We start from the raw sequence: 23,470 nt of genomic DNA on the forward strand, positions 1-23,470 counted from the left end.
TTAATTTTATCTAAAAGAATTTACAGATGCATCTGATGGCATTCTAAGATCACCACGAGGACTTAAGGATATTGTTCCAACTTTAGGACCATCAGGAAGGGCACTTCTTTTAAATTGTTGAGAGAAGAATCTCCATAAGAATTTATCTAACCATTTTTCTATTGTTTCTTTTGAATAATCACCTTTAAATGCATGTTCTGCTAGGAAGAGAATTCTTTCCTTTGAAGAACCATGTTTCATAAAGTGATATAAGAAGAAATCGTGTAATTCATATGGACCAACTATATCTTCTGTCTTTTGAGTTATCTCACCAGTAGTTTCGTCCTTTGGAAGAAGTTCAGGACTTACTGGAGTATCTAATATATCAAGTAAAGTATCTTTTACTATTTTAGTAGATTCATGTTGAGCTACATAATTTACTAGATATCTAACAAGGGTTTTTGGTATTGAAGGGTTAACAGAGTACATAGACATATGATCTCCATTATAAGTACACCATCCAAGGGCAAGCTCAGATAAATCTCCAGTACCAACTAAAATACCGCCTTCTTTATTTGCTATATCCATAAGGATTTGCGTTCTTTCTCTTGCTTGAACATTTTCATAAGTAACATCATGTATATCTTTATCATGGCCAATATCTTCAAAATGTTGAAGAGCTGAATTTACTATATTTATTTCTCTTAAATCACAACCAAGTTCTTTGCAAAGGATTAATGCATTATTGTATGTTCTATCTGTTGTGCCAAATCCTGGCATAGTGATTGTAATTATATTTTTATTATCAATATTTAAAAGCTTATAAGTCTTAACTATTACAAGTAAAGCTAATGTAGAGTCAAGACCACCTGATATTCCTATAACAGTTTTATTAAGATTTACATGTTCAAGTCTCTTAGCTAGTGCTGAAGCTTGTATATTAAATATCTCTTTACATCTTGCTTCCATTTCACTTTCTTTTGAAGGTACAAAAGGATGCTTATCTATGTATCTATCAAAAGAATTATTTGCTACATTATCAAAATCAAAATCTATTACCCTCACATTAAAAGGTGCAAATTTTGATGCATCTCTAAAACTTAAGTTTTTTATTCTTTCAGCTCTTAATCTAAAAGTATCAATGTCTGCATATATGACTTCATTTTCTCTTTGGAATCTTTCATTTTCTTTTAATATAGTTCCATTCTCACTAATTAATAAATGTCCACTAAATAAAAGATCTGTTGAGGATTCATGAACTCCAGCAGATGAATATATATATGCACAAATTGAACGAGCACTTTGATTAGATATTAAATTTTTTCTGTAATCTGCTTTTGAAACAAGTTCATTTGATGCAGATAGATTAAATATAATATTTGCTCCAAGAAGTGACAGGTAAGAACTTGGGGGTATAGTTACCCAAAGATCTTCACAAATCTCAGCTCCAAATGTGAAGTTATCAGATGAGAAGATTAAATCTGTTCCAAATGGAATATCTCTTTGGAATGGAAGGTCAACCTTTTGATTAACAATTCTTATACCTTCAGAAAACCATCTTTTTTCATAGAATTCACTATAATTAGGTATATATGATTTTGGAACTATTCCAAGAATTTTTCCTTTAAATAGAATGAAAGCGCAGTTATATAAAGTGCATCCTTTTAAAAGAGGCGCTCCAACAGCAATTATAATATCCGTACTTGATGTTTCAAGCATTATTGATACTAAACCTTTTAAGGACTCATTTATTAACCTATCTTGAAGAAAAAGATCACCACAAGTATATGAAGTTATACATAACTCAGGGAAAACGATAGCTTTAGCATCTTTATCTTTAGCTTCTTTAATACATTTTAGAATTTCACTTACATTATATTCAATATCAGCCACTTTCGTTTTGGGACAGGCTGATGCAACTTTTATAAAATCCATATTTATCATCTCCATTAAATAGTATGTCGTAATTAGTATTACTAGTTTATATCCTATATATAACAATAATAAGATGAAAATATTAGAAAATCAATGAAAACAAGAGAAAAGATTATAAAAGCCTCTTTAAAAGTTATATAATAACCTTTAAAGAGGTTAATAAGAAATTGTAAAAAGATAATTATAAAGATATAATTAAATTATAAAGTTTAAGTATCATTACACATTTTAATGATATAATGGTAATATGTAGTAAAGGAAAAGGAGGGTAAAGAAATGCTTTTAACAGTACTTTGGATTATAGTTGCTATAGTAATGGTAGGTATTGATTTGGCTACTAGTGCATTCTTATTTTCTTGGATTGGACTTGGAGCAATAGTAGCTATGTTTGCAAATTTATTTGCATTAAGTTTTTTAGTACAAGTTATAATATTCGGTATTGTAAGTTTAATTGCAATTGGAATAGGGTATCCTTGGGCAAGGAAAAAGTTTAAAGCTAGTATAAGAACAACTCCATTAATGGAAGAAACTTATATAGGTATGATATTTGATGCAGAGGAAAGAATAGAAGATGTAGCAAGAATAAAAGTTTCTGGAATATATTGGGCTGCGGTTAATGAAGGTGAAATAATTAGAAAAGGTGATAAATTTATTATCACAGGAATACAAGGTAATAAATTTACAATAAATAAATATAAAGGGGAGGAATAATAATGGTAGGACTTATAATTGCAATAGTACTAATAGTACTAATATTGATTATTATTTTATCATCAATAAAAATCGTTAATACAGGATATCTGTATGTAGTAGAAAGGTTTGGACAATTCCATAGGGTATTAGAACCAGGATGGCATGTAACAATTCCATTTGCTGATTTTGTAAGAAGAAAGGTTTCTACAAAACAACAAATAATTGATGTACCACCACAAACTGTTATAACTAAGGATAATGTTAATATATCAGTAGATAACGTTATATTCTACAAGCTTTTAAAGGCTCAAGATGCAGTGTACAATATCGAAGACTTTAGATCAGGTATAGTATATTCAGCAACAACTAACATAAGAAATATAATAGGTAATATGACTTTAGATGAGGTTTTATCAGGAAGAGATAAGATAAATCAAGAATTGCTTATTATAATTGATGAAATAACAGATGCATATGGAATAAAGATACTTTCAGTAGAAATTAAAAATATAATCCCACCAGCTGAAATACAAAATGCAATGGAAAAGCAAATGAAAGCAGAAAGAGATAAGAGAGCTATGATCCTTCAAGCTGAAGGGGGAAGACAATCTCAAATTGAAAAAGCTGAAGGAGAAAAGCAAGCTAGAATATTAGATGCAGAGGCGCAAAAGGAAGCACAAATTAGAAAAGCGGAAGGTTTAAAAGAATCTCAACTTCTAGAAGCAGAAGGTAAAGCTAAAGCAATAGAAGCTATAGCAATTGCTGAATCAGAAGCTGTAAGAATGATAAATGCAGCAATTATAGAATCAGGTACTGATGAGAGAGTTATTGCATTAAAGCAAGTTGAAGCTTTAAAAGAAATGGCTACAAATCCTGCAAATAAATTAATATTACCAAATGAAACATTATCATCACTTGGAAGTATTGCAGCAATTGGGGAAATGTTAAAAGATAGCAAAAATTAGAAAAAACCTCTAGAGAATTAATTCTCTAGAGGTTTTTTATATTAACATTGTGTAAAAGTTTCTAAATATGGTTGAAAACTTGGGAAATAAAATAATAATATAAGTATATATTATCAAATATAAGTATGTTTTATAATAATATAAGGATATCTTATCGTAAGGAGGTTATATGAGGAAGAAAATAGTTTTCAGTCTATTTGTGGTAGTATTAGCTATGATGTTTACTGGTTGCACAGGAGATAATAAGGTAGAATCAAAAAGTTCTTCTGAGAATAGTAATGAAATAAAAGATTCAGGTAAGAATGTTTCTTTAAATATAGATCTATCTGGTATAGATGATGTTAAGAAAAGTGCAAGTGGAATGGATGAGTTAATAGAAGGATATAAAAACATTGAAAGTGGTTTAAATAAAAATAAAGAAAATATAGAAGATAAATTAAAGAATAATAATAAATCTGTAAAGAATAATACTGTTCTTGGACATGAAGATAAAGTTACAGGAACATTAAAAGAATTGCTTAATAAATAAAAAAGAAAACTTCAAGTTTTTATTTTCTTGAAGTTTTCTTTTTTATTTATTGACTTCATTACTTTAACGTGATAAAGTAATGAAGTGAGGAGGGATATAAATGAGAAAGACAGTACTTAATTTATTAATTTGGATTTTAGTTATTATTATTGGTTTTGGATTAGTACATATTCTAAATCAGAATAATAAAAAGAAAGATGAAAATGTACTTATAGTAGGTTATGATGATACATTTGTACCTATGGGATTTATAAATAATGATGGACAGGTAGTGGGTTTTGATATAGATTTAGCAAAAGCAGTAGGAAAAAAGATACATAAAGAGATAAAATTTCAGCCAATAGATTGGACAATGAAAGAAACAGAACTTAGAAATGGAGATATAGATTTAATTTGGAATGGATACTCAGTTACAAAGGAAAGAGAAGAACAAGTGGATTTTTCAAATCCTTATATTAGTGATCGTCAAGTAATAATAGTTAGATCTAATTCAAATATAAAAGATAAAAAGGATTTTAAGAATAAAAAAATAGGAGTTCAAGCAGCATCAAGTGCTTCAGATGCAGTAATGAAGGATTCAGAATTTGTAAAATCTCTAAGTGGAGGTAACTTTATATCATATCAATCTAATAATGATGCATTAATGGATTTAGATGCAGGAAGAATAGATGGGGTAGTAGCAGATGAAGTTCTTGCAAGGTATTATATGAACGCACGTGGTACTGATAAGTATAAAGTTTTAAATGATAATTTTGGTAGCGAATACTTTGCAGTAGGGATTAAAAAAGGAAATGAAAAATTAAAAGATGAGATAAATTTAGGGTTAAAAGAAGTAATAAGTAATGGAACAGCAAAGAAAATATCAGAGAAGTGGTTTGGAAAAGATATCGTAATTAAGGGGGAGACTAATGATGAATTTTGAAATATTAATAGATCAATTAATGAGTGGGCTTAAGATTACTCTTTCAGTATTTATATTAACCTTAATACTTTCTATACCTATTGGAATTATAGTTGCAATATTAAGGGTTAAAGGAAATAGATTAACTAAGAGAATTGTAGATTTGTATATTTTAATTATGAGGGGAACACCATTATTATTACAAATAATATTTATATTCTTTGGACTTCCTTTAGTTGGAGTTAGATTTGGAAGATTTACTGCTGCGATAGTGGCATTTGTATTAAATTATGGTGCATATTTTGCAGAAATATTTAGAGCTGGTATTGAAGGTGTTGATGATGGACAATTAGAAGCCTGTGAAATGCTTGGTCTTTCAGAATTTGATGTTTATATTAGAATAATTCTTCCACAAGCTTTTAAGAAGGTAATTCCTCCAGTTGGAAATGAAGTAATAAGCTTAATTAAAGATACAGCTCTTGTGTATATAGTAGGATTACAAGATATATTAATGGTCGGTAAAATAGCTACTAATAGAGAAGCGTCATTATTTCCACTAGTTATAGTTGGAATTTTATATCTTATATTAGTTATAGTATTAACTAACGTATTTAAAAAATTAGAAAAGAAATATAATTACTATAAATAGGAGGAAATTATATGTTAGAGGTTAAAGGAATTAAAAAGAGTTTTGGGAAAAATGATGTATTTAAAGATTTAGATTTAGTAATAGATAAAGGGGAAACTGTTGTAGTTGTTGGAAGATCTGGAGAAGGTAAGACTACATTATTAAGATGTATAACAAGTCTTGAAAAATGTGATGATGGACTTATAAAGATAGATAATAAGGTATTTTGCAAAAATGGTGTATATGTAGATGGTAAAGAATTAAAGGAAGTTAGAAAAGATATAGGGGTTGTATTTCAAAATTTTAATTTATTCCCTCACATGACTGTTTTAGAAAATATAATTGAAGCACCTATAAGAGTTTTAAAGGAGAGTAAGGAGAGTGCGATAAAAAAGGCAAGAGAAATATTAAAAAGTCTTTCAATGGAAGATAAAGAAAATAATTATCCTTTCGAATTATCAGGTGGACAAAAACAAAGAGTTGCTATAGCAAGAGCTCTTGCTATGGAACCAAAAGTTCTATGTTTTGATGAACCAACATCAGCACTTGACCCTAAAACAACAATAGAGGTTGGAGAAATTATAAAAAAACTAAATGAAGAAGGAATAACAATAATGATAATAACCCATGATATTAGTTTTGCAAATATGGTTGCAAAAAGAGTGTTAAAGATGGAAGATGGTAAGCTTCAATAGTAATTCTATTGGAGCTTTTTTGAGTAAAAAATAAATCAGAGTAAAATGATAAGAATTTATCTAAAATCTATTGACTTCGATTATTAAATGAGGTATATTATTAACAAATAAAGATTATCGATTGGAAAGAGGAGAGAAATTATGAAAATTAATATAATATATCATTCATCAACAGGAAACACAGAAGAAATGGCAAACTTAATTGCAAAGGGTGCAAGAGAAGAAGGGGCAGAAGTAAACTTAATTACAATGGACGGAGCATCAATAGATGATGTTAAAAACTGTGATGTTGTACTACTTGGATCACCAGCAATGGGAGCTGAAAATTTAGAAGAAACAGAAGTAGAACCATTTGTTGAATCAATAGAAGGAGATGTTTCAGGAAAGAAGATGATTTTATTTGGATCATTTGGATGGGGCGGTGGAGCCTTCATGACAGAATGGGAAGATAGAATGTTAGATGCGGGAGCAGAACTTTTAGAAAGAGAAGTTGTAGTTAAAGAGTTACCAGAAGGCGAAGATGCGGACAAACTAGTTGATTTAGGTAAGAGAATCGCAAAATAATAATAAAATAGTAGCACATAACTAAGACACCTTTATAGTTAATATAAGGGTGTCTTTTGTATTTTATTAGATATATAATTAATAAATTTCTAAATATGACCTTGACAAGTTTTTGAAATAATAATATACTATCAATAAGTAATGATAATCAATATCAATTGAATGAGAGAGGATGATATTTATGAAAATTAATATTATTTATTGGACAGGATCAGGAAATACTGAAGAAATGGCAAACTTAATTGCAAAGGGAGCAAGGGAAGAAGGAGCGGAAGTAAACATAAAAACTGTCGATGGGGCATCAATTGATGATGTGAAAAATTGCGATGTTGTTATGCTTGGATCACCAGCTATGGGAGCGGAAGTTATAGAAGAATGTGAAATGGAACCATTCGTTGAATCAATAGCAGGGGAAGTCTCAGGAAAGAGCATGGTTTTATTTGGATCCTATGGATGGGGAACTGGAGAATGGATGACAGCATGGGAAGATAGAATGTTAGATGCAGGAGCTGATCTTTTAGAAAGAGAAGTAATAGCTAATGAATTCCCAGAAGGAGAAACTGCGAATAAATTAATTGAGATTGGTAAAAATATAGCTAAAAGATAATTAAGGAGTGTTGAAGATGGAGATAAAAATTAAGCAGTTTATGAGTAAATTAAAGGATATGAATAATATTGAATATTTTGATAAATATATGTTATTTTTATTAGCACCAGTAGTTGGTGGCTTAAAGCCATCTTCAACAATAACTTTAAAAAAGGATAGTAAAGAATATCTTGTATGGAATAATTATAAAAAAACATTTTTAAATAAGATAGGATTAAAACATGTCGTACTAAGGGAAGATGACAAAGCAATAATTTTACTAATATATTCAGAGAAAAATTTAGAGAAATTTATAAATAATAAAGAAACAAAAGAATTTTTATTAAAGCTTGAATATAATCTTCAAGATAATTTAGATAGTATTTTAGATAAATTAGTACAAAGATATAATAGATTCCATTGTCCTCATGAACTTGGAGTATTTTTAGGAATTCCTCTAGAAGATGTTATAGATTTTATGGAGTGTACTACTAAAAAATGTTTATTATGTGGTTACTGGAAGGTATTCAATAATTCTGATAATGCATTAGAGATATTTAATAATTATAATAGATCTAAGGAATTGGTTTTAGATAGTGTGATTTTTGATGCGAAGTCAGAAGAAATCATTTTATCACTACAGAATGAATTTAAAGTAGTAAGTTAAAGGAGCTATAATACAGCTCTTTTTTTTATTAACACAATATTATTAGTAAGTTAATAAAAAATTAAAAATAATAATGGTGAATAAATAAGTTATTTAAAGTATTCTATAACTAACGATAGTATTTTTAATATAGTTAAATTTAAGTTGAAAAAATGGCTTATATACAAAGATTATAGCTTAAGGGTTAGTTTCTAATAAATTAAATAAGATATATAATAAGAGGTAGACTTTAATTAAGGGGGAAGTATGATGGAAGAAAGAAAAGAAGGCGTTAGTGATATTTTTCCCCATAGAAATAATTTAAAAATTAGATTAATATGGGAATCAGCACTTATAGGATTAATAACAGGATTAGTTGTTGTTGCAAATAGAGTGTTAGTTGAAAAATTATCACCTTTGCTTAGTAATTTTTACACTTATTCAAAAGGTCATCCATTAACAATATTATTAGTTTTTGTGATACTTGGAATAATGGGATTTTTTGTTGGATGTTTGGTAAAAAGTGATCCTATGATTTCAGGTAGTGGTATACCTCAAGTTGAAGGCATACTTATGAAAAGGCTTGATGCTAACTGGTTAAGAGTTTTAGTATACAAATTTGTAGGTGGAACTATGGCGCTAGTTGCAGGGTTATCTGTAGGACGTGAAGGTCCATCAGTACAGATGGGGGCTTCTGTAGGGCAAGGTTTCTCAAAGGTATGTAAAAGATTAAATATTGAAGATAAATTCTTAATGACAAGTGGTGCTAGCGCAGGTCTTGCAGCGGCATTTAATGCACCTTTATCAGGTGTTATTTTTGCATTAGAAGAAGTTCATAAAAACTTTTCTCCGCTAGTGCTTTTATCTGCTATGTCAGCTTCAATTGCAGCAGATTTTATGTGTAAGAATTTTTTAGGGATTAAACCAGCACTTGGATTTTCAAATGTTGATGTATTTCCACTTAAATATTATTGGGCCTTAATACTTCTTGGAGTTTTAGTAGGTATTACTGGAGTAGCTTTTAGCAAGGGGATATTAAAGACTCAAGATATATATGCAAAATTTACAAAGGTTCCAGTACAAGTTAAGGTTATGATACCATTTTTGTGTGCAGGATTAGTTGGACTTACAGCACCTATTCTATTAGGGGGAGGACACTCTCTTATTATGAGTTTAGTTGATGGTGGATTTACAATAAAGGTATTATTAGTATTTTTAATAGTTAAATATTTATTTACATTTATAAGTTTTGGATCAAATGCACCAGGAGGTATATTCTTTCCATTACTTGTATTAGGAGCTATAGTTGGAAATATCTTTGGAGTTATTGTTTGTAAAACAGCTAATATTCCTATGATATATGTAATTAATTTTATAATATTTGCAATGGCAGGTCACTTTGCATCAATAGTAAAGGCACCTATTACAGGAATTATTTTAATTACTGAAATGTCAGGGTCTTTTGAACATTTACTTGCGCTTACTATAGTAGTAATTGTTTCATACGTTACATCAGACATTCTAAAATCAGAACCAATATATGAAAGTTTATTAGAGAAGAGACTTAAAAATTGTGATGGTTCAGAGTGTGAAAGTGATTGTACAGCATATGTTAAGAAAACACTTTTAGAATTATCTGTATTTATGGGCAGTAAAGTTGAAGGAAAGTTAATCAAGAATATAAATTGGCCAAAAGAGTGTCTTTTAGTTGCTATTAAAAGAGGTGGAAAAGAGATAATTCCAAAAGGAGGTACAGAAATAATATCAGGAGATTTGTTGGTAGTTCTTGTAGATGAGGATAAAGCGGCAGATGCATTATCAAAGTTACAAACATTATCTTCAAAAATAGAGATAAAGCAAGAATTATAATATAATATTTTGGATATACTAAAAGGGCTAGGAGAGTTTTCCTAGCCCTTTTAGTATGAATCTAATAAAAAAGGTGTGATTAAATGGCTATTTTAATAGATGTGAATAATATCAAAGATAAAAATAAAGAGAACAATAAATTTGAATTAAATAAATTCGTATCTGTTATAGCATTTATAATAAGTATATTTATTGTAAATTTGATTCTTGAAATTATAGATACTATTATTGATATATCTGGTTTTTTTGGTGAGTTTTATGATCTAGTAACAATATTATTAGCATTATTACTAACATACATTTATTTGAGGAGAAAATACATAAGTAAAAAGCATGACGATAAAGAATTCATTAATTTAAATAAAAATAGTGATAAAAATTTAAGTGAAGTAGTACCTGAAGTGCTAAGTAATTTAGATAATAACAATTATATATTAAAAAATTTTAGCTTTAATAGTAAAAAGGGGATAAATCATATTGATACACTTGTGGTAAATAAATCAGGTGTTTTTGTAATATATATAAGGTACGATAAAGGAAGAATTAATGGAAATGCAAAGGAAAATAAATGGATATTATCTAATGATAACGAGGATAAAAAGATAAATAATCCAATAACCGTAGTAAATAGGCAAAGGGACAGATTAAAGGGATATTTAAGAGAATTAGGATGCAATATAGATATAAAATCAATAATATATTATGCAGATAATGATTTAGAGTTGAATGTAAGATATAGTCTATCAGATGTTTACATATTTAATAAGATATTTAAAGATAATCTTATAGAGTATATAGAGTCCTATAAAGGTGAAATAAAAATGAGTTCTGAAGATTTAATAGATATAATTCTTAAAATAAAATAGAAAAATACTCTGAATATGGTATGCATATTCAGAGTATTTTTCTATTTATTTTTTAATAAATCATTTAAAGCATCATATGAAAAATCTATTATTTCACCACAGCCAACTTTACTTCTTTTTAAGTCTACACATATTTCTGAATTATATTTTTCTCTTACTCTATTCATAAGGCTTCTAGAATATAACCTAGCATCATTTTTTTCTGAAGTATCATTTCTTCCCTTTAGATATCCTATAATTAATACAGCAGCATTAACAGCACCACAAAGGCTACCAACTGTTATTCCTGTTCCCATTCCGCTACCTAAAGAAATGGGGATATCTGTATTGTGTTCCTCATTATAGGATTTTATTATAGATTCAGCGCAAGTGTATCCTTGGCTATGATATTCTGATGGTTTTGTCATTATACATCTCTCCCTTAATAGTTCTTTTGCTTCATTAACTTAATATATATAATATCCAATAAATACATTTTTTTCTGTGACATTGTCACATATAAATGTTAATATTTAATTATAATAAATTATGGAGTTATTTTAATGATAAATAAAGAAAAATTATCTTACTTAAAAGAATTTTTACCATTTTTCAATGAATTATCTAAAGATGAATTAAATAAGCTACTATCAATAAGTAAGGTGCAAAGCTATTCTAAAGGAGATTTAATAAACTCTAAGTATTCAGCAAGTTGTTCTGGTATTATACTTGTTTTAGATGGACAACTTAGAAGTTTTATACATTCAACTTCTGGTAAAGAAATTACTATTTTTAGATTATTAAGCAGAGATTTTTGTCTACTGTCTGCAGCGTGTGCATTTAAAGATATATCTTGTGATGTAAGTATTGAAGTAGAAAAAGATTCATTAGCGTTAATTATAAATGGAACTTATTTTAAAAAATTATCTGATTCTAATACAGCTGTTCAAAAATTCTTGCTTGATTTAACACAGGATAAGTTCTCAGAAGTAATGTGCTTAATTGAAGATATAGTTTTTCTAAGGTTTGATAAAAGACTTAGTAAATTTTTAATGAATGAATCATTTCTTCAAAATAATACTACTATAACTATAACTCATGATACTATTGCTAACAACTTAGGATCTGCAAGAGAAGTAGTTAGTCGTATGTTGAAAAAATTTGAGTCGGATAACATAATTAAAATTCATAGAGGTAAAATAGAGATAATAGATAGACTTAAGTTATATGATCTATCTAAATAAATTTTAGAGTATTCAATCTCAAAATTAAGTGTATAAAATATTAAAAGGACTTTTTCTTGCGTGAAAAAGTCCTTTTATCTACAGAGTGAGTGAAGATTAGATATACTAGTTTAGTTTAAAATGGTATATCTGAATTTGAAGCCAGCTCTAAATCATCTTCTTTAGAATCTTTCTTAGTATTAAATCCTATAAATTCAAAGCTCTCTGCAATTATATCTGTATTGTAAATTGTATTTGATTCATCCTTATTAAAAGCATTTCTTTTAATATATCCAGTAATTCCAATTTTACTACCTTTTTTGCCATATTCACAAAGAACTTCAGCACCTTTATCAAATATTATAAAAGGTATAAAATGAGTAGTTTTACCTATTCTATCATCTACAGCTAAAATACAACGAGAATATGGGAGTCCTTTATCTTTAGAATAATTAATTTCAGGATCTCTTATTAAATTTCCAACCAATAAAACTTTGTTCATAAAAAATCACTCCTTAGTGTTTTAATTCATTAAGGAGTATTATCACTTTTTATAATAAATATACGAACTAATGTTTGTATATTTAAAATTATTTTTTATATTTATATATGTTGTTTTATCGATATTAATATTTTTATGAGCATTAAAGTACCTAGCTAAAAAGAATATAGCAGTATACTTAATTTTATTTTTTCTATTTTATCAGAAAGCAAATAAGGGGATAATAAAATTTTTATGAAGGTACTTATATTGTGTTGAAAATATAGTGAATATATGTTCAAAAAAATCAAAATAAAAGTATAAAATTTGATAAAATAAGAAAAATAAATATTGAATTAGTAAAACTTGCAATTGTATTCTTGTAAAAATCAAATGTATCATAAGGAAATACATTAAAAATATTTGCAAATTAATAAAAAATGAATAAAAAAGTAATAGTTTTTTGATAAATTGATAATTAAATAATGATTTTAATAGATAAATTTTATCAAAATATTAATTAGATTAAAAAAAATCTATAAATGACTTGAATTCACTTTCATAAAATGGTATAGTCTTTACATAAGCAAAAGATATTTTAAAGAATTTTTGCAAGATTTAAATTGCAAAATTCACTAAATGACATAACAAATGAAAAGGGGAATTTACTATGACAACATCAAATACATCTGTTAACAAGAGTAGATTAAAGCACCCACCAGGTCTATATCTATTATTTTTAACAGAAATGTGGGAGAGATTTAGTTACTACGGATTAAGATCACTTTTAATGCTTTATTTAACAGTGAGCTTTGTACAAGGTGGTTTAGGATTTAGTGTAAGTTCAGGAGCACTTATATATGCGGTATATACAGGTTTTACATATTTTACTCCAATAATTGGAGGATGGATTGCAGATAATTTCTTAGGTCAAAAGAAATCAATAATAATCGGTGCATCTATAATGGCAATAGGTAACTTTATGTTATTTATAGATAGCAGTAGAATAGGACTTTACATAGGACTAGCATTATTAATAATAGGTAATGGTTTCTTTAAACCAAATATATCAACAGTAGTTGGTCAACTTTATGATAAAGAGGATAAGCGTAAGGATTCAGCCTTTACAATATTCTATATGGGTATAAATGTAGGATCATTAATAGCACCTTTAATATGTGGGTTATTAGCAGAAGACATCTTTGCAAAGACAGCAAATGGCGCAATTATAGAATATGGATTTAAATATGGTTTCTTAGCAGCTGCTATAGGAATGATACTTGGACAAATAATATTTATGATATTCTCACCTAAGTATTTAGCACATGTAGGTGAAGCACCAAAGGAAAGAACAAAAGAACAAAAGCAAGTTAGTAATGAACCTTTAACTAATCAAGAAAAGAGAAGAGTAGCTTCTATATTCATATTAGCATTCTTTGTTATTTTCTTCTGGACAGGATTTGAACAAGCAGGAAGTTCATTAACAATGTTTACTCAAAAGTTAACTAATAGAGATTTATTTGGAATGACAATTCCAGTTGCATGGTTCCAATCAGTTAATCCAGTATTTGTACTTCTTCTTTCACCAATATTAGCTAAATTATGGTTTAGATTAGCAAATAGAAAAAAAGGAGATTTACCAGTGCCAGTTAAAATGGCAATGGGTATGATTATCCTAGGTATTGGATTCTTATTTATGGTAGGAGCATGTATATCAATTGGAGGAGCAGAAAATCCAGTAGCTAAGGCTAGCATGTGGTGGGTAGTATTAACATACTTCTGTAACACAGTTGGAGAATTATGTTTATCACCAATAGGATTATCAATGGTATCAAAACTTGCACCTATTAAATATGCATCATTATTAATGGGTATGTGGCTTGCAGCATCAGGAATAGCTAATCTATTAGCAGGGGTTGTTGCATCAAGAATGGAAGCACTTGGACCTATGGAAATATTCGGTTCAATATCAGCTGTATGTATAGCATTAGGATTAGTATTATTACTATGCAGTAAAAAAATTACGAAATTAATGGAATAGAATGAAATTTTGGCTATCTTCAATATTGAAGATAGCCTTTTTTTATTTTTATAATTTAAAAACAATCTTTCTTTATATTGTAAATAATATACCGATACATTTGACAAGTATAATAGCTAAGAATACCATAATTAAAGAATATAATTTAGTGTTTTGGAGGGAAATGTAATGAAAAAAATGAGTACAAATATGCTTGTTATGATAGCAATGCTTTCAGCATTAGTTTTTTTAGGAACTTATATACACATCGAAATTCCAATAGGTGGAGGAGTTTCAATGATTCACTTAGGAACAACCGTAATATTTATAGTTGCAGTATTAATAGGAGAGAAGGCTGTTATTCCAGCTGCTATAGGAAGTGCTCTTATGGATGCCTTAACTCCAGCTTTTGTATTATGGGTAATTCCAACCTTTATAATTAAAGGAGCAACAGGATATGTAGCTGGGAAGGTTGCATTTATGAATGGAAAAGAAGGTAGAAGTACAATTCAAAATATAATAGGGTTTATATTAGGTGGGTTAGTATCATTAGTTGGATATTTTATTGTAAATTGGGTAATCTTTAAAGGATGGGAAGGTGCTGTAACATCCCTTTTAACTTCAATTACAACAACTGTAATTGGTATAGTTATAGCAGTTCCTTTATCAATGGCTGTAAAAGCAGCAACAAGAGGATTTATTGAAAGAATTAACTAATATAGAAGATAAGAAATGGAGAGAAAAATTTTGAAAAAGCCTATAAAAAGAGCTCTTATAATACACAGTTTATGTAGCGTAGGGAAAGCATCACTTACAAATATTATTCCTGTAATGAGTATTAGAGGTGTTGAGGCATGTCCTATACCATCCATTATATTATCAACTCATACAGGTGGATTTAATCCAATTGCTAGACTTGATAGTCAAAATTTTATAAAAGAAGCAACGGATTGTATAAGAGATAATAGAATAAACTTTGATTTAACCCTTATAGGATATTTAGGGGGAGTAGATAAGATACAAGAAACTATAAGCTATCTAAAGGAAAATAGAGAAGGAATAGTTGTATTAGATACTATATTTGGGGATAATGGCAAGCTTTACAATGGATTTACAGAAGAATACGTAGAGTATATGAGAGAACTTTTAAAGCTTAGTGATATAATTACACCAAATTTTACTGAAGCATTATACCTAACAGGAAGAGATGTTTCTGATATAGATAATTTTAATGAGGAAAATATAAAAGATGTAATTTATGACTTAAGAAAAATTGGAGCGAAAAATATAGTTATAACTTCTGTACCATGTAATAATATTGGAATAGGGGTAGCAGTTTGTGATGGTGAAAATATAAGGATTTTATGTCATGAAAAATTATCTAAATCATATCCGGGAACAGGAGATATCTTTACAGCAGTACTTTCAACTGAGATTTTAAAAGGAAATAATTTATTAGATGGAATTGATAAATCAGCAGAATTTGTTAAAGAATGCATAAAATATAGTATGGAATATGATTATCCTACAAAAGAAGGTGTACTTTTAGAAAAGCAATTATATAAATTATTATAAAAGACTATGTGTAAATTAGAATTTACACATAGTCTTTTTATGATTTTAATAGTAATCTTTATAAGGGAAATAATATAATAAAAGCATCTCTATTATTATCTTTTATTAAATTTTGATATATAAAATGTTATTATTAGCGTTAATGCATAATCAAAAATGATAAATGCAACTTGAGCTACAATTAATAATATCCATAATGGAAGTGCTGAAGGAATAGGTCCAGCAAAAGAAATAAATATAAAGTATCCTATGAATAACATTATGTTAGAAAATACTAATTTTAAAAGTATCTCTAAAGGAATATTCCTAAGCTTCTCAATGTAGAATTTAACTAAACCAAAGATTCCAAAATATAAAATAAAAGGAATCATTATATCTAGAGGAATAATTAAAAATCCTATAATAGAAGATGCTATATATACAAATATACCTAATTTAATATTACTTCTCATAATTGCAATAGGCACATAGCATGATGAAATTGTAAGTATAGCAAAAGTATTTATTGGTATAATCAAATTAATAGATAAAGTAATAACAGTTAATGTAACTAATATTCCACCTAGAGTTATATCTTTAGTTTTTAAATTATTCATAAATCACAATCTCCCAATATTTATTAGCAGCAGCCGATTAAATCGCCACCAAAACATTCGCAAAGACTATCTAAACACCAAAGGTCTAAACAGCAGCTGCATGCATTGGCACCACCTGCACTAGAAGTTCTATATGGATTTCCATAATTATTTGCTCTTGAATTTATTTGGTTTAACGCCTGTCTATATTCAAAGTTGTTTGGATCCATGTTAACAGCTGTTTGAAGATGTTGAAGTCCTGAATCAAACCAACCTTTTTGAACATGACATATACCCATTAAAAAGTTCCATTCTGCATTTCTATTAGAAATAGAATTTAATTTAGTCTCAGCAGCGCCTATATTTCTAGTTTGAATAAGTCTTCTAATTTCTTGGAATGCATAAGCATCACTAGAATTTGAATTATTATAACTATTATTAGCTCCACTATTATTATTTGAATTGGTTTTTCCTTTTGTTAGCATATCATAAGCTTGATTTATTTCAGCAAGTTTTTCTTGAGCTAAATCCTTAAGTGGATTATCACCGTATTGATCAGGATGATATTGCTTAACAAGCTTTCTATATGCACTTTTGATTTCTTCTTGAGATGCGCCTTCTTTTACGCCAAGTACTTCATATGGGTTCATTTTATAATTCACTGCCTTTCTTTTTACACTTACATTTATTCGTAGTATTTATGTATTTATCCATCATTCCAAGATTGATGATATTTTCTAAAATTTCTTTGTTTCTATTAAGCGGAAGTTTATCAAGAATTTCTTTGCATGTAGATGCACAGCTAAATATACTAAATTCTAGCCGTTGTTTAATTCCTTCCAAAAATTTTTCATAAGGTAAGCTATCCTTATTATATAGAAAATTAATAGGATTAAATTTATTATCCTTCATATCTTGTTCTAAATCATCTAAAGCATCCATTAGATATATCCATTTTCCAAGAGAATAACCAAAACGATAAAGTTCTGATCTAAGTTCTTTAGAATCATCTTTAAATTCATAAGGGAATTTCTCTAATATAACACCAACTATAATACTAAAAGGATCACATATCTCATCTATATACTTAAAATCTTTAGTATTTTCTAGTCTTGTAAGTTCCTTTAAATTATCCTCAATTACTGAGTTTATATCAACTATAGAAGAGGGGAAATTCTTATAATAAGGCTTCATACATGTTAAAGAGAATTTACTCTTTAATGAATTATCATCATTAACATCATCTAATAGCTTATAGTAAACAAGTGATACATTCATACTAGCTGCATAGTTTATAGCTGTATTATTTAATAATACAGGTTTCTTTTTTGCAGGGTGAGCCATACATCTTTTTAGTTCAATATTTAAATCTTCTTTAATTAGTCCATCTAAAAGCAATGCTAAAAATGTCATATCATAATTTAATGTCATTCTTGGAAGATTACCATATAGCTCTTTTATAGCAAAGCAAACCCCACAGTAATAGCTCTTAAATTGATTATATTCTCTGATTTTTAGTTCAGGTTTTAGAGGAGTTACGTAACCAAACAATAAAAAACACTCCTTTAAAAATTGTTATAAAGCTATTATACAATAAGTTTAATATTTAAAACAGTATTTATGAATAGAAAGAAAATAGTATTAATAATTCTATAGGTAATACATAAGACAAAAATATATTTATATAAGTTGTTAATGAAAATATTAGGCTATAAAAAATTTAATTATTGATTTTAGCTATTAAGAATTATTTAGAATTCAAAGCTTAAAAATTATTGTTGAAAAATATATACGATTACATTTATTGAAAAGTGAATTTTAAACTATTTGTAAAGAATGTGGTAAAATATTTGATTTTAATACATATATTGGTATAATAATAAATGACTATTAGTCATATAAAGGGGTGATGATAAGTGAATAAGTTTGGTAAGTGGATCTCTAATAATACTAAAATAGTATTAATATTAACTGTTATATTAATAATTCCAGCGATTTTTGGAGTTATAAATACAAGAATTAATTACGATATTTTAAGCTACTTACCACAGGATTTGGATTCTACTAAAGGTCAAAAGGTTTTAGATGATGTCTATTCAGATGCCGCAACATCAATGCTTATAATAGAGGGGATGAAAGATAAAGATGTTGTGGAACTTAAAGACAAAATTAAAAACGTTAAAGGTGTAGAAAATGCCATTTGGGTAGATGATGCATTAGATATTTCTGTACCAAAGGACATGCTTCCAGATGCTGTGAAAAATCAATTGTTTAACGAAGATACAACTATGGTAATTATTAAGTATAATAATTCTTCAGCATCAGAAAGTACGTTAAATGCAATTGGTGAAATAAAATCTATGACAAATAAGCAATGCTTCCTAAGTGGGATGTCTGCAATACTTAAAGATACAAAGGACTTGGCAGATAAAGAAACTCCATTTTATGTAATATTAGCAGTAATTATTTCTTTAATAGTTTTATTAATCTCCATGGAGTCTACATTTGTACCTATAATATTTTTAGTTTCTATAGGGATTGGAATATTGTTTAACCTTGGAACAAACATTATATTTGGTGAAATATCTTATATAACAAAAGCTTTGGCCGCAGTATTACAACTAGGAGTTACTATGGATTACTCTATATTCTTAATGCATAGATATGAGGAAGAACTTACAAGGTTTGAAAATAAGAAAGATGCTATGTCAGAAGCTATATCTACAACAATGCTATCTATTTCAGGTTCTTCTTTAACGACAATTGCAGGATTTTTAGCGCTATGTGCTATGGATTTAACACTTGGAAAAGACATTGGTATGGTTATGGCAAAGGGAGTTGTGCTAGGTGTTATTTGTTCTGTAACAGTGCTTCCGGCTATAATACTAACATTTGATAAATTGATTCATAGATATAAACATAAGACTATAATTCCAAATTTTGATAAGTTATCAAAGATTGTAACTACTCATTATAAAGTCTTTATAGGTGTATTTTTAGTTCTTTTAGTACCTGCTATATTTGGCTCTAGAAATGCTAAAGTCTATTATAACTTAGATGAAACATTACCTAAGGATATGCCATCTATAGTTGCAACAAACAAACTAAAAGATAAGTTTAATATGATGACAACACATTTTATTTTGGTAAATGATGATGTTAAGCCCTATAAGATAAAAGAAATGACAAATAAAATAGAGGATATAGAAGGAATTACATCTGTAATTTCTTATGATAAATTAATAGGTCCAGCTATTCCAGAAGAGTTCATACCAAAAGATATAAGAGAAATATTTAAAAAGGGTGGATATAATCTTATACTTGCAAATTCAGAGTATAAGGCTGCTAAAGACGAAGAAAATCAGCAAATTGATGAGATTATAAGTCTAGTAAAAGGATATGATGAAAATGCATTAGTTGCAGGGGAAGGTCCTCTTACAAAAGACTTAATAACAACTTCTGATAGAGATTTTAAAATGGTATCAGTGTATTCAATAATAGCTATATTCTTAATAATCTTAATAGTATTTAGGTCAATATCAGTACCTATATTATTAGTTGCAGCAATAGAATTTGCAATATTTATAAATATGGGAATTCCTTATTATACAGGAAATGAGATACCTTTTGTAGCAAGTATAGTAATTGGTACTATTCAGCTTGGAGCTACTGTTGATTATGCAATATTAATGACATCTAGATTTAGAGAAGAGATTAGAAAAGGGCATACAAAGCAAGAAGCAATACTAATTGCAGTAAAGGGATCAGCTAAATCTATAGTTACATCAGGACTTACATTCTTTGGAGCAACTGCTGCAGTAGCTATGGTTTCAGATATGGCTTTAATTAGAAGTCTTTGTTTCTTAATTTCTAGAGGAGCACTTATCAGTATGGCAGTAATACTTTTAATACTTCCATCATTTTTATTAGTCTCTGAGGGATTAATAAATAAAACGTCAATTAAATGGAGAGAAGGTTAAGGAGAATAGAGGTAAGGGGGATATATTATGTATAAAGCAATGTCTAAAAAGGTAATAGCCTTAGTTATAATAGGATCAATGGGAGCAAGTACAGTTGCAGGAGCAGCAGAGATTAAAAAAGATGAAAGTGTCTATGTAAATCTAGATTCTAGTGGGAAGGTAGAAAAACAGACAGTAACTAATTGGATACACACAGATGAGGGGAATATAGATATAGAAGATGAATCTAATCTTAAAAATATAGAAAATATAAAAGGTGATGAGACACCAGTTCAAGACGGAAATAAATTAAAGTGGAAAATAGATGATAGTAATCTTTATTATAAGGGGGATACGGACAAAAAGCTTCCTCTTGATGTGAATATAAATTACTACTTAAATGATGAGAAAATTAAAGAAAATGAACTTGTAGGTAAATCAGGTAAAATAAAAATAGAAATAGAGCTTAAAAATAATAGTTTTAAAGATGTAAATATTAAGGGTAAAAATAGAAAAATATATACGCCACTTACAACAGCTACTGTTGTTACACTTCCAGTTGATAAATTTAAAGATGTAACAATAAATGAAGGGACTATGATTTCAGAAGGTAATAATAACGTTATAGCATTTGCTGCATTCCCAGGATTAAGAGATAGTCTAGATATAGAAACAAAAGATTTAGATATAAATCTTGAAGATAAGCTTGTTATAGAATGTTACACAGATAATTTTGAACTTGGTCCTATAATGATAACTGCAACAACAGAAGTACCAGATTTAAGTAGTTTAGAAAAGGCAGATTCACTAGCGGAGATAAAGAGTTCATTAAATAAACTAAATGATGCTTCAGATGAGCTTCTTAAAGGAACAGGGGCATTAAATGAAGGAATACTTACTGCGAAAAAGAAATTAGATGAAGGTAAGGGTGGATTAAATAATAATAGTTTAAAAGAAGCATTAGGAATAATAAAATCAGATAAGCAAATAGAAAAGGCAAATAAATTAATTGATGATGCTTATTTTGCAAAAAATATAAATACAGATAATTTTAAGAAAGTATTATCTTTGGTTACAAATGAGAATGTAAATAAAATTAATACTTTAATAAAAGATGGAGAAGGTATTTTAGAAAATAAAGAATTAATAGAGTCATCAGTCAACACATTTAAAGGTCTTTCAAATGATAATAACTTTAATAAATTATTACAAGATACATTGAAATTAAAAGAAGGTTATGAAAATATAAATCCTGAAACTTTAAAGAAATTGAATGGAATGGTATCACTATTGAGTGGACAAAATTTAATAAATGGGCAAAGTTTGATAAAGGGAGCTAAAGAAGCAAAAAATGCTGCAAAACCTATAGAGAATGTTTTATCAGGTGCAATTAGCTCATCACCAGGTGGGACATTAGATCAAAAAACAAATAATTTCTTACTTGGTATAGATTCTAAGCTTAAGAAAACTCAGAATCTTTTAAGTAATGAAAATATAAATAATATGAATATAATGGCTAAAGATATGAAAACTTACGGTTCAAGTTACTTGATATTAAAGGCGATGATTGCTAGTGATATGCAGCAAAATAAGATATCACTAGAAGAGGCAAAGGCTAAAGCAAATAAATATATTGATGCAGTATATGGTGAAAAAGGAGCGAGCCTAAAAGTTGTTATAAACAATCTTACAGCAAATGATTTTACTCAAAATCAAATGAATTTAGATGCTCAAAAGATAGCTGGATATGGAGAGCGTATGAAAGATATTATGGGCAATATTAAAGAGCTTCAAGGATTAGAACCTATAATAAGTGCAACTGATAATGTATTATCAAATTCTAATTCTAGAGGAGTAATATCTAAGTTCTATTCAAATTATAAAAGTGATAGCAATCAAAAATTAATAAAAGGGCTCGAAGATGGAATATTAAGTTTAAACTCTAATGATTTAAAAGCTATAGAAGGATTAAAGTTAAATTTAAATGATATAGCAGCAGATATAGAAGCAAATAAAATCAATATAGACTCAATAAATAAAATGATGGATGGCATAAAAGGAAATCCAGAACTACTACAAAAGATTAATAAGTTTTCTAGTGATTTAAAAAATTCACAAAGTATAATAGATGATATTCAAAAGGTTCTTTCAAAAGGAAATGGAAGTTTAAATGTTAAAGAAATTAAAGCATTAGGGGAAAAGTTAATTTCAATGCAACAAGACTTAAAAGATAGTGGAGATATTTTAAGAATAACTAAAGGTTCACTAGAAAAAAATAATGTTCAAAGAGCAAGAGAATTAATAAGTAGCTTACCTGAATTAGAAGAAGGGATAAATAATCTTGCAGAAGGAAGTACTAAACTAAATAAAGGAATGGAAGAATTCAATAAAGAAGGCATAGAGAAATTAAATGATAAGGGTGAAGAGGCTACAGAAAAAGTTGATGATTTAGTACAAGTTAAAGATGAAGTTGTAAAAATGTCAAAGGATTATGATACATTTACAGGAAAAGACAGTAAGATGGATGGAACTGTAAAGTTTATTATGAAGACAAATGAAATAAAAGTTCAAGAGCCAGAAAATAATCAAGAAGAAAAGCAAGAGGAAAGTGGCGGATTTATTAATTGGATTAAGAATTTGATAAGCGATATATTTAATTAACTATAACAAATAAGATACGAATAGAATAAAATATGTAAATTATAAGTTTTGGCATAAATATTTTGAAATTTGATTATAATAATAAAGACCTTTCAGAGAAAAGAAGGGTTACGTAGGTTTGAAGTTGCTGGTGAAAATCAC

Annotated in this window: 23 protein-coding genes; 17 read left to right on the forward strand and 6 right to left on the reverse strand. The window is 28.2% G+C overall.

Annotated features, from left to right (window positions below; translation table 11 throughout):
• Positions 1–6 precede the first annotated feature (6 nt).
• Positions 7–1,914 (reverse strand): NAD(+) synthase, encoded by a 1,908-nt coding sequence (locus tag JOC62_RS06635; protein WP_204594446.1) that lies wholly within the window; start codon positions 1,912–1,914, stop codon positions 7–9.
• Positions 1,915–2,190: 276 nt separating this feature from the next.
• Between JOC62_RS06635 and JOC62_RS06640 the strand changes: the two genes are divergently transcribed.
• The 11 genes from JOC62_RS06640 to JOC62_RS06690 all read left to right on the forward strand — a co-directional run bounded on the left by JOC62_RS06640 (position 2,191) and on the right by JOC62_RS06690 (position 10,856).
• A complete protein-coding gene (locus tag JOC62_RS06640; protein WP_204594447.1) occupies positions 2,191–2,625 on the forward strand; it encodes an NfeD family protein in 435 nt (144 codons plus the stop codon).
• Between the two features lie 2 nt (positions 2,626–2,627).
• Positions 2,628–3,572, forward strand: coding sequence for an SPFH domain-containing protein (locus tag JOC62_RS06645; RefSeq protein WP_204594448.1), 945 nt, complete (start codon positions 2,628–2,630; stop codon positions 3,570–3,572).
• A gap of 169 nt (positions 3,573–3,741) precedes the next feature.
• The gene (locus JOC62_RS06650) at positions 3,742–4,101 is read left to right on the forward strand and encodes a hypothetical protein (RefSeq protein ID WP_204594449.1); all 360 of its coding nucleotides are present in this window, start codon (positions 3,742–3,744) and stop codon (positions 4,099–4,101) included.
• A 100-nt stretch (positions 4,102–4,201) separates the two neighbouring features.
• The gene (locus tag JOC62_RS06655) at positions 4,202–5,023 is read left to right on the forward strand and encodes an amino acid ABC transporter substrate-binding protein (RefSeq protein ID WP_204594450.1); all 822 of its coding nucleotides are present in this window, start codon (positions 4,202–4,204) and stop codon (positions 5,021–5,023) included.
• Positions 5,013–5,651, forward strand: a complete 639-nt coding sequence (locus tag JOC62_RS06660) for an amino acid ABC transporter permease (RefSeq protein ID WP_204594595.1) — start codon at positions 5,013–5,015, stop codon at positions 5,649–5,651. The genes JOC62_RS06655 and JOC62_RS06660 overlap by 11 nt, the downstream gene beginning before the upstream one ends.
• Positions 5,652–5,662: 11 nt before the next feature.
• A complete protein-coding gene (locus JOC62_RS06665) occupies positions 5,663–6,325 on the forward strand; it encodes an amino acid ABC transporter ATP-binding protein (protein ID WP_204594451.1) in 663 nt (220 codons plus the stop codon).
• A 141-nt stretch (positions 6,326–6,466) separates the two neighbouring features.
• Complete coding sequence (locus JOC62_RS06670; RefSeq protein ID WP_204594452.1) at positions 6,467–6,889, forward strand: flavodoxin; 423 nt, start codon at positions 6,467–6,469, stop codon at positions 6,887–6,889.
• A gap of 181 nt (positions 6,890–7,070) precedes the next feature.
• On the forward strand, positions 7,071–7,496 hold the full coding sequence (locus JOC62_RS06675) for a flavodoxin (protein WP_204594453.1): 426 nt from the start codon (positions 7,071–7,073) through the stop codon (positions 7,494–7,496).
• 16 nt (positions 7,497–7,512) lie between these two features.
• Positions 7,513–8,142: a DUF3793 family protein gene (locus JOC62_RS06680; protein ID WP_204594454.1), complete on the forward strand. Its 630-nt coding sequence runs from the start codon at positions 7,513–7,515 to the stop codon at positions 8,140–8,142.
• A 249-nt stretch (positions 8,143–8,391) separates the two neighbouring features.
• Positions 8,392–9,990: a ClC family H(+)/Cl(-) exchange transporter gene (locus JOC62_RS06685; protein ID WP_204594596.1), complete on the forward strand. Its 1,599-nt coding sequence runs from the start codon at positions 8,392–8,394 to the stop codon at positions 9,988–9,990.
• A gap of 83 nt (positions 9,991–10,073) precedes the next feature.
• Positions 10,074–10,856, forward strand: coding sequence for a nuclease-related domain-containing protein (locus JOC62_RS06690; RefSeq protein ID WP_204594455.1), 783 nt, complete (start codon positions 10,074–10,076; stop codon positions 10,854–10,856).
• A 41-nt stretch (positions 10,857–10,897) separates the two neighbouring features.
• Here the strand turns inward: JOC62_RS06690 and JOC62_RS06695 are convergent, their stop codons facing one another.
• Complete coding sequence (locus tag JOC62_RS06695; RefSeq protein ID WP_204594456.1) at positions 10,898–11,263, reverse strand: C-GCAxxG-C-C family (seleno)protein; 366 nt, start codon at positions 11,261–11,263, stop codon at positions 10,898–10,900.
• 135 nt (positions 11,264–11,398) lie between these two features.
• On the opposite strand from JOC62_RS06695, the gene JOC62_RS06700 reads away from it, so the two are divergent.
• Positions 11,399–12,079: a Crp/Fnr family transcriptional regulator gene (locus JOC62_RS06700; protein WP_204594457.1), complete on the forward strand. Its 681-nt coding sequence runs from the start codon at positions 11,399–11,401 to the stop codon at positions 12,077–12,079.
• A 115-nt stretch (positions 12,080–12,194) separates the two neighbouring features.
• Here the strand turns inward: JOC62_RS06700 and JOC62_RS06705 are convergent, their stop codons facing one another.
• A complete protein-coding gene (locus JOC62_RS06705) occupies positions 12,195–12,560 on the reverse strand; it encodes a single-stranded DNA-binding protein (protein ID WP_204594458.1) in 366 nt (121 codons plus the stop codon).
• Between the two features lie 649 nt (positions 12,561–13,209).
• Here JOC62_RS06705 and JOC62_RS06710 point away from each other — a divergent pair.
• From JOC62_RS06710 to JOC62_RS06720, 3 genes are all read left to right on the forward strand, one after another.
• A complete protein-coding gene (locus JOC62_RS06710; RefSeq protein WP_204594459.1) occupies positions 13,210–14,580 on the forward strand; it encodes a peptide MFS transporter in 1,371 nt (456 codons plus the stop codon).
• Between the two features lie 168 nt (positions 14,581–14,748).
• The gene (locus JOC62_RS06715; protein ID WP_204594460.1) at positions 14,749–15,276 is read left to right on the forward strand and encodes an ECF transporter S component; all 528 of its coding nucleotides are present in this window, start codon (positions 14,749–14,751) and stop codon (positions 15,274–15,276) included.
• 30 nt (positions 15,277–15,306) lie between these two features.
• Positions 15,307–16,134, forward strand: coding sequence for a pyridoxamine kinase (locus JOC62_RS06720; RefSeq protein ID WP_204594461.1), 828 nt, complete (start codon positions 15,307–15,309; stop codon positions 16,132–16,134).
• A gap of 95 nt (positions 16,135–16,229) precedes the next feature.
• On the opposite strand, the gene JOC62_RS06725 is transcribed toward JOC62_RS06720, so the two are convergent.
• Genes JOC62_RS06725 through JOC62_RS06735 form a run of 3 tightly spaced genes read right to left on the reverse strand, consistent with a single transcriptional unit; the run spans position 16,230 to position 18,260 of the window.
• On the reverse strand, positions 16,230–16,730 hold the full coding sequence (locus JOC62_RS06725) for a hypothetical protein (RefSeq protein WP_204594462.1): 501 nt from the start codon (positions 16,728–16,730) through the stop codon (positions 16,230–16,232).
• A gap of 23 nt (positions 16,731–16,753) precedes the next feature.
• On the reverse strand, positions 16,754–17,359 hold the full coding sequence (locus JOC62_RS06730; protein ID WP_204594463.1) for a J domain-containing protein: 606 nt from the start codon (positions 17,357–17,359) through the stop codon (positions 16,754–16,756).
• 1 nt (position 17,360) lies between these two features.
• On the reverse strand, positions 17,361–18,260 hold the full coding sequence (locus JOC62_RS06735; RefSeq protein WP_204594464.1) for a DUF5685 family protein: 900 nt from the start codon (positions 18,258–18,260) through the stop codon (positions 17,361–17,363).
• A gap of 365 nt (positions 18,261–18,625) precedes the next feature.
• Here JOC62_RS06735 and JOC62_RS06740 point away from each other — a divergent pair, with 365 nt between their 5' ends.
• Together JOC62_RS06740 and JOC62_RS06745 are read left to right on the forward strand one after the other, a co-directional pair.
• Positions 18,626–20,689, forward strand: coding sequence for an MMPL family transporter (locus JOC62_RS06740; protein WP_204594465.1), 2,064 nt, complete (start codon positions 18,626–18,628; stop codon positions 20,687–20,689).
• A gap of 27 nt (positions 20,690–20,716) precedes the next feature.
• Positions 20,717–23,329, forward strand: coding sequence for a hypothetical protein (locus JOC62_RS06745; protein ID WP_204594466.1), 2,613 nt, complete (start codon positions 20,717–20,719; stop codon positions 23,327–23,329).
• Positions 23,330–23,470: the final 141 nt, after the last annotated feature.

The organism is Clostridium sardiniense (assembly GCF_016907995.1).
GTDB lineage: Bacteria > Bacillota > Clostridia > Clostridiales > Clostridiaceae > Clostridium > Clostridium sardiniense.